Source organism: Cytobacillus firmus (assembly GCF_023715565.1).
In the GTDB taxonomy this organism is placed as follows: Bacteria; Bacillota; Bacilli; order Bacillales; family Cytobacillaceae; genus Cytobacillus; species Cytobacillus firmus_C.
The window spans coordinates 1-13,051 of sequence record NZ_JAMBOJ010000046.1; the positions used below are offsets into that span (position 1 = coordinate 1).

Annotated in this window: 15 protein-coding genes; 6 read left to right on the top strand and 9 right to left on the bottom strand. The window is 39.0% G+C overall.

What is annotated here, in order from left to right:
* Window positions 1–148 precede the first annotated feature (148 nt).
* Window positions 149–1,300 carry an aminotransferase A gene (locus M3205_RS17290; protein ID WP_251171097.1) on the bottom strand — a complete coding sequence of 384 codons (1,152 nt, stop codon included), beginning with the start codon at window positions 1,298–1,300 and terminating at the stop codon, window positions 149–151.
* A 109-nt stretch (window positions 1,301–1,409) separates the two neighbouring features.
* Window positions 1,410–1,613 carry a hypothetical protein gene (locus tag M3205_RS17295; protein WP_035328525.1) on the bottom strand — a complete coding sequence of 68 codons (204 nt, stop codon included), beginning with the start codon at window positions 1,611–1,613 and terminating at the stop codon, window positions 1,410–1,412.
* 277 nt (window positions 1,614–1,890) lie between these two features.
* Between M3205_RS17295 and M3205_RS17300 the strand changes: the two genes are divergently transcribed.
* From M3205_RS17300 to M3205_RS17310, 3 genes are all read left to right on the top strand, one after another.
* Window positions 1,891–2,418: an RDD family protein gene (locus tag M3205_RS17300; protein WP_251171066.1), complete on the top strand. Its 528-nt coding sequence runs from the start codon at window positions 1,891–1,893 to the stop codon at window positions 2,416–2,418.
* Window positions 2,419–2,721: 303 nt separating this feature from the next.
* Entirely contained in the window at window positions 2,722–4,041 is a 1,320-nt protein-coding gene (locus tag M3205_RS17305) for an MFS transporter (protein WP_251171067.1), read from the top strand.
* Between the two features lie 248 nt (window positions 4,042–4,289).
* A complete protein-coding gene (locus tag M3205_RS17310) occupies window positions 4,290–5,195 on the top strand; it encodes a chemotaxis protein (protein ID WP_251171068.1) in 906 nt (301 codons plus the stop codon).
* Between the two features lie 40 nt (window positions 5,196–5,235).
* Here the strand turns inward: M3205_RS17310 and M3205_RS17315 are convergent, their stop codons facing one another.
* The 6 genes from M3205_RS17315 to M3205_RS17340 all read right to left on the bottom strand — a co-directional run bounded on the left by M3205_RS17315 (window position 5,236) and on the right by M3205_RS17340 (window position 9,377).
* Entirely contained in the window at window positions 5,236–5,721 is a 486-nt protein-coding gene (locus M3205_RS17315; RefSeq protein WP_251171069.1) for a YkyB family protein, read from the bottom strand.
* A 78-nt stretch (window positions 5,722–5,799) separates the two neighbouring features.
* Entirely contained in the window at window positions 5,800–6,630 is an 831-nt protein-coding gene (locus tag M3205_RS17320; protein WP_251171070.1) for an MFS transporter, read from the bottom strand.
* Window positions 6,627–7,082 (bottom strand): MFS transporter, encoded by a 456-nt coding sequence (locus tag M3205_RS17325; protein WP_251171071.1) that lies wholly within the window; start codon window positions 7,080–7,082, stop codon window positions 6,627–6,629. The genes M3205_RS17320 and M3205_RS17325 overlap by 4 nt, the downstream gene beginning before the upstream one ends.
* Window positions 7,079–7,687 carry a PadR family transcriptional regulator gene (locus M3205_RS17330; protein ID WP_251171072.1) on the bottom strand — a complete coding sequence of 203 codons (609 nt, stop codon included), beginning with the start codon at window positions 7,685–7,687 and terminating at the stop codon, window positions 7,079–7,081. The genes M3205_RS17325 and M3205_RS17330 overlap by 4 nt, the downstream gene beginning before the upstream one ends.
* Window positions 7,688–7,827: 140 nt before the next feature.
* Window positions 7,828–8,325 carry a L,D-transpeptidase family protein gene (locus M3205_RS17335; protein ID WP_251171098.1) on the bottom strand — a complete coding sequence of 166 codons (498 nt, stop codon included), beginning with the start codon at window positions 8,323–8,325 and terminating at the stop codon, window positions 7,828–7,830.
* 176 nt (window positions 8,326–8,501) lie between these two features.
* Window positions 8,502–9,377 (bottom strand): metallophosphoesterase, encoded by an 876-nt coding sequence (locus tag M3205_RS17340; protein WP_251171073.1) that lies wholly within the window; start codon window positions 9,375–9,377, stop codon window positions 8,502–8,504.
* A gap of 235 nt (window positions 9,378–9,612) precedes the next feature.
* Here M3205_RS17340 and fadH point away from each other — a divergent pair, with 235 nt between their 5' ends.
* Entirely contained in the window at window positions 9,613–10,377 is a 765-nt protein-coding gene (gene fadH, locus M3205_RS17345; RefSeq protein ID WP_251171074.1) for a 2,4-dienoyl-CoA reductase, read from the top strand.
* A gap of 43 nt (window positions 10,378–10,420) precedes the next feature.
* On the opposite strand, the gene M3205_RS17350 is transcribed toward fadH, so the two are convergent.
* Complete coding sequence (locus M3205_RS17350; RefSeq protein ID WP_251171075.1) at window positions 10,421–11,203, bottom strand: C39 family peptidase; 783 nt, start codon at window positions 11,201–11,203, stop codon at window positions 10,421–10,423.
* A gap of 198 nt (window positions 11,204–11,401) precedes the next feature.
* Here M3205_RS17350 and M3205_RS17355 point away from each other — a divergent pair, with 198 nt between their 5' ends.
* Both M3205_RS17355 and M3205_RS17360 read left to right on the top strand, forming a co-directional pair.
* Window positions 11,402–12,616 (top strand): EAL domain-containing protein, encoded by a 1,215-nt coding sequence (locus M3205_RS17355; protein ID WP_251171076.1) that lies wholly within the window; start codon window positions 11,402–11,404, stop codon window positions 12,614–12,616.
* Window positions 12,617–12,692: 76 nt separating this feature from the next.
* Window positions 12,693–12,932 (top strand): hypothetical protein, encoded by a 240-nt coding sequence (locus M3205_RS17360; protein WP_251171077.1) that lies wholly within the window; start codon window positions 12,693–12,695, stop codon window positions 12,930–12,932.
* Window positions 12,933–13,051 lie beyond the last annotated feature (119 nt).

Sequence of the window (13,051 nt, forward strand, 5' to 3'; positions counted from 1 at the left end):
GAATTCATTATAAATATTCTTACTCATGAAAAATCCTCCGCCCTATTGATTAAATCTATTGAAACACAAAAAACCCCAGAAAGGGGCACTTTTTTATAAGTGTCCAGTATCTGGGGTATAGTTCAATTGGGATTGGCTCCTTTTGTATTTACACTTTAGCTTTCAGATACTTTTCAATCCTGTTAAGGCCTTCTGTCAATGTTTCCATGGAATAAGCAAAAGAAATACGGAAATAGCCTTCCCCATATGAGGAAAATGCACTGCCCGGAACTACTGCAACCCCTGCCTCTTCAACAAGTGAAAGAGCGAATTCAAAGGAGTTCATAGAACCACCTGGAATTTTTATAAAAAAATAAAAAGCGCCATCAGGTTTGACTACATCCAGATTCATTTGTACTAATCGCCCATAAACATAGTCACGTCGCTTGGCATATTCCTGTCTCATCGGCACGGCGTCATCAATGCCGGCTGTTAATGCTTCTAGGGCTGCTAATTGAGAGACAGAAGCAGCACAAGTAACATTATACTGATGAACCTTCAGGATATGCTTTGCCAGATTAGCCGGTGCGAATAATAACCCAATACGCCACCCTGTCATTGAATGAGACTTTGATAACCCATTAATTACGATTGTTTGCTCTCGTAAAATGGAAGCGATTGAGTGGTGGGTTTGATCATAGATCAGTTCGCTGTAAATTTCATCAGCAAGGATAAAGATATCTTTGCCCTTAACAAGAGCTGCAATTTGCTCAAGTTCCTCCAGCGTCAGGCTGACACCAGTCGGATTCGAAGGGTATGGAAGAACTATGCACCTTGTTTTTTCACTCATATGTTCCGCGATTAAATCTGCAGTAAATCGGAACTTGTTTTTCGAAATATCACTATGAACCGGAACTGCACCGCAAAGTTGTATGATTGGCTCATATCCTGGATAGACAGGACCAGGCAGGATAACTTCCGATCCTTCGTCCAAAATTGTCCGGAAGGTAATATCAATTGCTTCACTCGCTCCCGACGTCACAATGACTTCAGATTCAGGGTTATATGTAAGGTTATGTTTTGTTTTTACAAAGGCAGCTGCAGCTTCACGCAATCGAATATCGCCCGCATTATGTGTGTAGGAAGTAAAGTTTTCGTCGATTGCCTGTTTTGCTGCTTCTTTAACATGCAGCGGCGTAGGGAAGTCAGGCTGTCCAATTGTAAGAGAAATCATATCTTTGGTGCCGGCAACCATATTGAAAAACCTTCTGATTCCGGAAATTTCTATGTTCTTCACTCTTTTGTTGATTAAATGTTCCAATGTATTCACCTCGCATCATCATACTGTTTATTCTAACACTTTGGCACAGCGGCAAACACCAAAAAATAAAACAGGCCCTGAGTTCTATTCAGAGCCTGCAATAATATAATTAGTATCCGTAATCCCAATCAACTTCATCTTCATGCCATAAAACCGGGGATACAGCACCAAAGTCGATTACTTTATTTTCTATATGACAATGGCAATGTTTATCGCCGCATTGATCTTTCATTTCCTCAAACACAGAATGCTCCACATTTTCCAGAATCGTAACTTTATTTTCATCATGGTAAAGGATTGCTGTACCTTTCATGCCTGATTGCACCTCTTTTTTTATTTATGTAAAACCTTACTTTCTGCTTTACAGATTTATTTTATGCCCTACGTAAAGGGGTGTCTACAGTGTTAGGAGAGTGTTCACAGAATAGTCAAGATGAAAACGTTTTAAAAAAATAAATGGAAAAATAAATCAGTGTAAGATTTTACAATTAGTTGAATATAATTCATTTAGAGATTAACATTAGTAGATAGTGGAAACTGTACTTATAGTTTATAAGTTTCCTGCGTAATTAATTTAAGGAGGTTATTAAGTGGAGACATCTCTAGAGAAGCAGCCTTATGAAAGCCCAAAGGAATATAGCGGATTCTGGCTCAGATTTGCGGCCTATTTAATTGATTCTATTATTGTCGGAATTCCTCTTGCTATTTTGAGCATTGTCATTTTTTTGATCTTCTTTAGCACTTCTGACACTTTTAACATGATGATAAGTGATCCATCTTATATGGAAACAGAAATGAGCGATGATGAAGCTATTGCATTCATTGGAACATATTTTGGCGCACTTGGAGTAACATTTCTATTCAATCTTATTGTTGCTGTTGCCTATTTTGCAGGTATGCATGCATCCCCATGGCAGGGGACTGTGGGCAAAAAGCTGCTGGGATTAAAAGTGACGGATTTAAATGGTGATCATATTTCTTTCTGGAGAGCAGTTGGAAGATATTTTGCAATGGCCATTACTGGAATTTTCATTATCGGTTTTATTATTGCAGCTTTTACAGAAAAGAAACAGGCATTGCATGATTTGATCGCAGGCACAGTTGTTTTAAAAAAATAACTACAAAAAGAAGCTGTATGGCCTAGCTGCTATACAGTTTTTTTTAGGATTAGCACTATAAAGGATTTATCTGCTGCATGCAGAATATATTTTTAGAAAGGGAGGGTGAAAATGCAAAAGAATGGTATTATAAAATACTATGAATCATTTACAATGTGGCTTGAGTCTATAAAAGGGTTAGACCAGGAAACGTAGCTAAAACCTGTTAAAGCCGGTAAACGGAGGGTTGCCGCAGTGCTGCCGGCATCAGGGTTTAAAATACGGTAAAAGTCTCACTGTTTTTTACATGAAGGAGCTGATGGCATGGAAATAGAAAAAACGGAGCTCAAGAAGCCGGGGAAATTTAATTCCCTGCGCCTGTATATGACCCTGCCGGTCGTATCATGGGCACTATATGATTTTGCGAATACCATCTTTTCATCCAATATTAATACAATATTCTTTCCATTTTATCTGCAGGAAGTAATAGGGGAGAATGAAGTTTTAAATCAGATTGCAAGTACGTTTATATCTTATTCTAATGCATTGGCAAGCTTTTTTCTTGTCCTGTTTTCACCCTTGTTCGGAGTTATGATAGACAGGACAGGAAGAAAAAAGAAATATATAGTGATTTTCACGTTAATTACTGTGATGGCAACGATATTGATGGGGGTTTTTGCATCCAGCCAGATTAGCGGGAAAGTATTCGGGCTGCCTGTTTACCTCGCCCTTGTTATTATTTGTTTTATCATTGCTAAGTTTTTTTACCATTCCAGTCTGGTTTTTTACGATGCAATGATTTCCGACTTGGGAACAAAGCAGGAAATTCCGCTGATATCAGGTTTTGGAGTAGCAGTCGGCTATATTGGCACACTTGTTGGCTTGACTGTTTATTTATTTGTAGGTGATGACGGTTTTCACGAATCTTTCATACCCTCGGCTATTTTATTTCTGGTGTTTTCTTTGCCGCTGTTTTTCTTTGTAAAGGATAAGCCTTATCAACCAAAAGAAAAACAAACATTTTTATCAGGCTATAAGGATGTTTGGCAGACTTTTAAAGAAATGAGACATTATAAATCAATTTTCACTTTCATGATTGCTTATTTTTTCTTAAATGATGCGATTGCCACCACGATAGCGATGATGGCCGTTTATGCAAAAACAATTGTCGGCTTTACCACTGGCAAATTCATTTTGTTATATCTAGTTTCCACTGTGTCCAGTATAATTGGTTCATTTGTATTTGGGTATATAACCAAGGCTATAGGGGCAAATAAAGCGGTTAAGTATGTTGGAATCCTTCTTCTTATTGCATTGGCAATTGCCGTTGGCGCTGTCAATGAAGCAATGTTCTGGGTTGCAGGCAGCATGTTTGGCGTTGCCCTTGGTTCAATGTGGGTAACCACAAGGACGTATATTGTGGAATTAACTCCTGAAAATAAAAGAGGACAGTTTTTTGGTTTGTTTGCATTTTCAGGAAAAGTATCATCCATTATTGGTCCGCTCATTTACGGAAGCATTACCCTGATATTCGCAAGCTATGGAAACATTGCGAGCAGAATGGCTTTAGGCTCATTAATGATTTTGACCATAATCGGACTGCTCGTTCATTCAAAAATAAAAGATGACAGCATTCCTGAATAAGCGTACACCTTGTATAGAATTCCAGAAGCAGGCCTCTCCGGGCTTGCTTTTTATTGTTTTAGCATTACAGAATACCGCTGTTTAATTAGGTCATATGATATGAAATATTAAATTTTAATAAGAAATATTACCCATTCATGGTATATTAATAGAGATAAAGAATCAAATGGCATGTGCTCTACTATAGAAGACATAATTTGAAGCACCGAATTAAGATATAGACAGATGAAAAAGGAAGGGCGAAAAAAGTGGATCAGAAAAAAGGCATCTTACTTGAAAGCGGAACAAATGAACTCGAAATTGTTGAATTTTCGATAGGCAGAAATAAATTCGGCATTAATGTGATTAAAGTGAAGGAAATTATAAACCCTGTACAGGTCACTCCTGTCCCTCATTCTCATAGAAATATAGAAGGAATCATTGAACTGAGGGGTGAGGTTCTTCCTGTAGTGGATGTAGCTTCTTCATTGAATATGGCTACATCGGAAACCCCCCAGCAGGATAAGTTTATTGTTACAGAGTTTAATCAGCAAAAAATTGTTTTTCATGTTCATAATGTTTCTAAGATTCATCGTATTTCCTGGAACCAAATTGAAAAACCATCTGAAATGTACCAGGGGCAAGAAAGCCAGGTTATCGGAATCATAAAGCTTGGTCAAGAAATGGTCCTGCTGCTTGATTTTGAAAAAATGGTCACAGAAATTAACCCTGATTCAGGGATTAGCATTCAGAAGGTGCAAAAGCTTGGAAAGCGTGAAAGATCTGATAAGAAGCTGATTATTGCAGAGGATTCTCCATTATTAAGAAAGCTTTTGAACGATACATTAAATGAAGCGGGCTTTTCCCGGATTGAATTTTTTGAGAACGGTTATGAGGCGTATGAATATCTGCATTCTTTAGCTGAATCCGGGCGGAATGTCACTGATGAAGTACATCTCATGATCACTGATATCGAAATGCCGCAAATGGACGGGCACCACCTCACAAAGAAGGTGAAAGATCACCAAATGCTTGCAGACATCCCGGTAATTATTTTTTCTTCATTGATTACCGAAGACCTTCGCCATAAAGGACAAATGGTTGGGGCAGATGCACAGGTGAGCAAGCCTGAAATTGCAGAATTAGTGCTATTGATTGATCAGCATGTGTTATAAGGCATAACAAAAAAGCTGGAATTTTTCATTCCAGCTTTAATTAAAAATAACTTTCTCCTAATTTCTTAAATACTGGTTTTTGATAGCGCTGTTTTTTTTCATTCGGCGGGCTATTAAGTTCTTTTAGTCCTGTATATGACATTAGCAATTTTTTCGCTGCATTAAGTGATAAGGAGGACTTAGGATTTCGGACGAAGGAGTCCAGCTTGCCCAAATGGGGAAGCTCAGAAAAATCCTCTTTAGAGGGCGGGAGATGGAAAGAGTAGTTCCCGCACTTTACAAGAACATCTGATTGCTGCTGGCTATTTTTAGGATTGCCGGAATAGTGCAGTCCTGCTTTTTGGGCTTTACCTTCTTTGATCAGCTTGTGCAGAGCATCATGCTTTAATTTATACAAAAATTTAGGACTAGGTGCTGTCTTTGCATGGCGGTTAACGGTGAAGATAGCTTGAGAGAGGTTTTCAACCGTTGGCTGCAGAGGGGGATAATGTTTCTTATCAGAATTCAAATTCCAATCTCCTTTCATATTTTAAAGGGATATAATTATATTATACCCCTTTTAGTCAATAAAACCAACTTAGGATAGGGTTTATATAAGAAAGGCTTATCCATCCAACTGCTTTCCGTTTATGGACTGGAAGGATCCTGATTTTTTCCATATAACTGTGAACATAGTGAAGCCTAATAATGTCGTTGCCATGCCTGCGCCAATCATAACAAGAGAGACACCCAGCTGTTTGGCAAGAAGAGCTCCGGCTGCAGGTGCTATAAGCATGGAAAAAGTCTGCACGGACATGGCGGCAGCAGATACTCTGCCCATCATTTGCTTCGGTGTTTCAGATTGAAGAACATAGCCGTAGGGGACAGATTCTCCCGCCCCTAAGAGGCCTAAAAGACATGCACCGATTATCCAGGCCAATTGTGGTAAATTAAGAAAACCTAATCCTCCAAGCCCAACTGCTGCTATAAAAATGCCACTCAATATGGCTGAAGAACTCATTAAATGGATGGGTTTCCGGTTCCACCCTGTCCATTGGCCCAGCAAAAGTGAACCCGCAACACTTCCTGCTCCCACTGCACTTATCAGCAAACCAAAATTCCCCTCATTAAATCCAATCTGCTTTGCAATAAAAACAAATAAACCATCATAAAGGAAAATAATGAAAAACGCTGCAGAAGAAAGAATGATCGAGATCTTTAAAAGGGGAGTATGAAGAATATGTTTGATGCCTTCGGAAAAATCCTTCCAAAATTCTCCTTTTGTTTTTTGACCTCCAGCCATTTTTTTATCTGACTCTTCAGATGACTTTAAGCTGGGAAGAAACAGCAGGAAAATAACAGCTATAAAGAATCCTGCTGCTTCAAACAGAAAAGGACTTTTGGGTCCAAAAACAGCTATAATCCCTCCTCCTAATGCAGGCCCAGCAATTTTCATCGTGTTGACTGAAAGCTCTGGCTCAGAGTTACTGCTTCAGGCAGCATGCTTTCAGGTACAATCATTCGGATGGCACTCTGCCTTGCAGGATCATAAAGTGCTGATACGGTTCCCTTTAAGAATACAAATAATAGGAGAATGTATAGGTTAGGAGCGTAAAATAAACCTGCTACAAAGACTATTCTTAGAAGGAGGCATACAATCATAACTGTTTTCTTGGGCATTCTGTCTACAAACACACTTGCAAATGGGCCAATGATGACCCAGGGAAGACCGAGAACTATTATTACTGAGGCAATTGCGGTTTCATCTAGACCCCAGTGATAAGCGACAATAACCTGCAAAGCAATTAAATCCAGCCAGTTCCCCAAGTCTGAAAATAACTGGGCTCCAAAAAGTGCGCGAAAGGACTTTAGCTTGAGCGGTTTAAAAATACCTGATTTCGCTGTCAATTCCCCTCATCCCCTCCAATGGCCATCCTTCTTCTGTTTAGAAGCTTTTCTGTATTGCCATGAGGATCCTGGCCATCTGGTAAGTTATCTTTTTGAAGCGCTTCGATTGATTCATCGATCCATTTAATTTCTGTTTCCAGCTTCATTTCTGCATATCGAATCGAGAGAGTGCCAAGCTTGCTGATATATGAATATCCATTCTTCGGCCACTCTTTTACGAATTTAAGAATATCTGAAGCTTCTTCTTTTCTTTTTAATAAGTGGCTGATTAACACTTCATTATCCATATCTTCATGCCATGTTGACATCTTCATTAGCAATTCGTCTTTAATAACTGGGAAAGAAGGAGGTGCCTTCAGCCAATTTTCAAACTCTTTCCAGCCTTTAGCAGTAAGCTCATACATTTTTTTCTTCCTTCCTTCGTCTTCCTGTTCGATTGCATAGATAAATCCTTCTTCCTCAAGCTTTTTTAATTTCGGGTATATGCTCCCATAGCTCATTCCCCAATAAAGACCAGCAGCTTTGTGTTCAAATTCTGATTTAATCTGGTATCCTGTGCTGGGCCAAAAGCTTAGTACAGCAAGGATGGTATGTTCTATAGACAATATTGCCTCTCCTTCCAATGTATCAATACAATATATCAAGATGATATATCAATATGATATGTCTTGTTGGCAAATAAATCAACAAAAAATAAAAAACTTTCGCAATTTTTAAGCGAAAGATTTTTAAAGTACGAACGTCTCTATGGTTGTATTATCACCGTGGTGCCATTTGGCACTATTCGTGCTAATTGGAGGACATCCTGGTTATACATTCGTATACAGCCTTTGGAAACAGATTGGCCAATTGAAGAAGGGTTGTTGGTTCCGTGAATTCCATAGCCGTACTTTGACAGGGAAAGCCACATAACTCCATATGGACCGCCGGGGTTAGGCTCTCTGTTCACAATTACAAACTCTCCGATTGGCGTCTGCGTCAGCATTTTACCTACCGCAATGGGATAGATTTTTTGTACGGCACCGTTAGATAAAAGAGTTAAGCTTTTTTTGCCTATTGAAACTAGGATTGTATATGGTATGGAAGCTGGTTCAGGCAGTCCCGGTATTATTATTCGCTGGCCGGGATAAATCAGCCCTGGATTTACAATGGCAGTATTTGCTGCCAAAAGCTCGCTTAAAGGGCGACGGTAATTTTGGGCAATGACTGACATTGTCTCACCGGGCTTTACAATATGGTAAATAACAGCCACCTCTTTTCTGAAAAAGTTTAACGCATTCTAAAGTAGCAGTAAAACCCCCACTGATTGAAGTTTAACTTTATTTAAATATATGCATAGGAAATCATCTTGTATCTTATTGCTTAAATTATACGCTGAATGCATCAACAAAAGGAAAGCTATAATGATTAGCTTTCCCTTTACTTGCTACTGTCTGATTGCAGTGTAAACACCGTCAGTTCAGGTCTGGATAAAAAGCGGAAGGGCAGACGGGTTGTCCCAAGCCCTCTGTTTACATAAAGAGTTAAAGGGTTTTGATTGCCAATTTCATAGAAGCCTTCATAGTATCTTTCAGCATATGGAGGTTTAACTAAGGCTCCAAAAAACGGCAGTTTTATTTGGCCGCCATGACTATGGCCGCTCAATTGCAGATTTATGGGGAAGGCTGAGGCTGCATCTGCTAAATCTGGTGCGTGGGACAATAAAATGTTATATGATCCATTGTCCATATTTTTGCTTGCATGCTTTATGTCCGGCCTTCCTAGCATGGCATCGTCAATGCCTATAATCCCGATGCTCCCTCCGGAAAATTCGAGTTTGCGATTTTCATTCAGCAAAAGAGTAAAGCCGGATTCTTCCATAATGGACTTATAGATATCTGAACCATAGCCCCCGTGATCATGATTCCCATATATAGCAAACCTGCCTAGAGGTGCCTGAATTCTTTTCAGGAGCGGTGCTATTTGGTCTGCCTTTGGATATTTATTGGGTTCATCCATCAGGTCACCTGTAAAGAAAACAATATCAGGCTGTAGGCTGTTTATCTTTTCAATCAATTCTTCCAGCTGTTTCAGGTCATAATGAAATCCCAGGTGGGTGTCGCTGAATTGGATGATTTTTTTATTATTGAACGCTTGAGGAATTGCGCTGTCAGAAATTTTGCAGTTTGTGATTTCCAGGAGCCTGGGCTCAATATCCCGTGCATAATAATAGCCGCCTGCACTAATACCAAACACAGCAGCAAAAAAGCCGAGAGCTCTTTTTAAAAAAGATCTTCTGGACACTTTTTTCGCCATTGGGCATACCAACCTATCTTTAAAAATTTTTCTGGAGTCTGCATGAGACGAGAGTTATAACCTTTTCATACAGTATCTTTAATACTATCAAACTATCCTATTAAAAAGAAGAATTAACTATGCTTGTTTCTATCCTTCATTTTCATAAATTAATTTATTAATAAATAATAGTTCGAAAATTCTATGTTTAATGGTAAAATATAAATGAATGATCATTCATTTTGGGGGGATTAAGATGAAGAATAAAACAGTCATTGTGACCGGCGGTTCGAGCGGCATGGGCAAATATATGGCAAAGAGGTTTGCTGAAGCCGGTGCCAATGTGGTGATAACAGGCAGAGACCCGGAACGTTTGGCGGCAGCAAAAGCTGAAATTGAAACATCCAATGGACAAGTTTTAACCATTCAAATGGATGTCCGTGAGATAGAACATGTTAAACATATGCTAAATGAAACGCTGAGTACATTTGGGCAAGTTGATTTCCTTGTTAATAATGCTGCAGGAAATTTTATATGCCCTGCTGAGCAGCTGAGTGCTAATGGGTGGAATTCTGTAATTAATATTGTCCTTAACGGAACCTTTTATTGTTCAAGCGAAGTCGGTAAATACTGGATAGAAAAGGGGATTAAGGGAAGCATAATCAATATGGTGGCTACATATGCATGGGACGCCGGAGCGGGAGTGATACACTCGGCTGCCGCAAAAGCAGGAGTATTATCCATGACAAGAACATTGGCTGTCGAATGGGGCAGAAAATATGGTATCAGAGTAAATGCGATAGCTCCAGGTCCAATTGAAAGGACAGGGGGGGCTGACAGGCTGTGGGAATCAGAGGAAGCAGCAAAAAGGACACTTCAAAGTGTACCGCTTGGCAGGCTTGGAAAGCCGGAGGAAATTGCAGAATTGGCCTTCTTCCTTTTTTCAGAGCATGCAGGTTATATTAATGGGGAGTGCATCACAATGGATGGTGGCCAGTGGCTGAACCAGTATCCGTTTTAATGTTCAAAAGCCGGCTGAAATGTTTTCAGCCGGCTGGCATTATCTATTGATAGCTTACAGCTCTTGACTGCAATGCTTTCCAGGAAGAGATAAAGCGTTCTTTTGAAACCTTCACCTGTTTTTTTCCTGAAAGGGGGTCGTTTAGATAGACATATTGATCATCATATCCTACCAAAACGACTGCATGAAGATCCAATGGTGTTTTAATGGTTTTACCTGAATGTGTCCATGATTCCCAGCGGTCAGGAAGCCTATAATCTCCTGTCGTCCAGACGACAGCTGGATATCCTTTGGAAACGTGCATAAGAACCGCATCAAAATCCAGGCCGGTTAAATTAACGGCTCTTCCAGGAAGATATTTATTTACCAATTCTTCAATTGGTTTATCAAAAACTGCGTATCCGGCAGTTCTTCCTGTCATATCTCCTACAAAACCTTCTGCTGGGTTACCCCATTTTAAGATATCACCTTTTGAGCGTATCAGCTGATCATTATCTTTTTTTACTGCATGGTACAAATCCATCTTTCCGACCTGGACACCTGCATGCTGCAGAACCATTGTCAGGCTGGTTACTTCACATCCATACTTCAATTCCGGATTTTGTCTAATTAGTGGAACATCAATGATCACAGATCGTTTATTGACAGCCTTAGCAGGTTCAGTATAACGGACTGTTACTTTCGGCTGGTCATTATTTGCATTAACTGGTAATTGGGCATTCAGCTCTTTGGAATTCATGTCAGTCTCTTGTACAGGACTGGCCGGTTCTGAATGTCCGCAGCCAAGCAAAGGAATAAGAAGGGATACAAGCAGGAAGTTCCTCATGAAATACCCTCTTTCTTTTGATGTCCTGATATTAGGTTGTGGAGGACAGCACCGCAATATCCTGCTAACCTTTTGCCAAACGTTCTTGTTTTATCAAGAAGTGGGTTCTATATTTTGAATAGTAAAAGTTTTAAGCGAATATGGTATAATAACTCATTAATCGAAGTTTTTACTTTATATATATAGGGAGGCTAGGACATGGATGCATTGGATATCTTAACAGATTTGGATAATGTATTTCCCTATTTCCAGCCAATATTCAGTGCAGATGAGCATCGTGTCATTGGTTATGAGGTCTTAGGCCGGTATAAAGGCTCTGATGGGGTTATCAGTCTGGGGCCATTCTTCCAGGATGAGAATATTCCTGAAGAATTCCGGATTGAGGTTGATTATGAAATATTAAAAAGGGCTTTAGGCAAGGCGCAGCATCTTGATAAAGATGTTCTGATTTTTATAAATAGAGATGCTGATTTGCTTATGTATAATGATGCGGAACAATTTTTAAATACTCTCCAGGAATATGAAAAAAAAGGCATAAGCCTTGACCGGATTGTATTGGAAATTACCGAAAGGAATTACAAGGGCGATATTGACCATCTGGACCATCTTTTAAATTACTACAGGACATATGGAATCAAGTTAGCAATAGATAAACTTGGAAATGAAAGCAGTCATCTCGATCGAATCGGACAATTGGCTCCTGACATTTTAAAGGTGGACCTGGAGTCCATGAAATCCAATGCATCTACTTATAATTTTAATGATATCCTTTATTCCTTATCCATGCTTGCCAGGAAAATTGGAGCTAGCCTGCTTTTTGAAAATATTGAAATGGTTTACCAGCTCCAATATGCATGGAAAAATGGCGGCCGTTACTATCAGGGTTATTATTTGCAAAAACCTGCAGAAAATTTTCCGGACAGAGATATTTTAAAGGAAAAGTTACGAAACGAATGTCACAGGTTTATTGTGCTTGAAAAGAAAAAACTGGAGTCATTATATCAGGTTACACTTGAGTTCAATGACAAACTGATTGATTTTGTAAATAAAAATAAAAAAAATAATGTATATGAAGAAACATTGGAGCAGATCGCTCTTCTTTTGGACGGGGCTGCTTTTCGCCTGTATATCTGCGATGAAGACGGATTTCAGAAGTCTGCGAATTACTTCAAAAGGGATGATGGATGGATTACCCAAAATGAATATCTTCATAAAAATTGGAGCTGGCGTCCGTATTTCCTTGAAAATATAATGAAAATGCGAATAAATAAAAAGGGGATCCTCTCTGATTTATATACCGATATTGAGACAGGTGAAACCATAAGGACTTTTTCGTTCCCTCTTAATGCCAGTGATTACTTATTTGTGGATTTATCGTATGAATATTTATATGAGCATGATGGTTTATTATAAACATTAGATTTTTGGTATAATCACTCATTATTTGAGGAATTGTAAGTGTAGAACTTTCCTCAAGGAGAGATTAACCATGAGCATGTACACATTGATCATACTACTGATCGGACTTGGGATACTTGTATATTCCTTAGTTTACACTTTGTTTATTGGAAAAGAACGAAAGGCAGTAAAAGGTAACATCGATTCAGAACTGCCGGATAATGTTCAAAAGCATGCATATATTAGAAATCCTATATTTTTAACTTATGCCATTTGCTTTGGAATCCTACTTGTCATGATTATTTATTTTGCACTTACTTGGACTTGGTGAAGCCCCTCCACTGGAGGGTTTTTTTTTGTGAAAAAAATGGAATTAAGTATTTTACAATATTTACATCCAAATTACTTTGGGGCTTTTCTATTTGCTGCGTTAATTCTTTGTCAATCCGG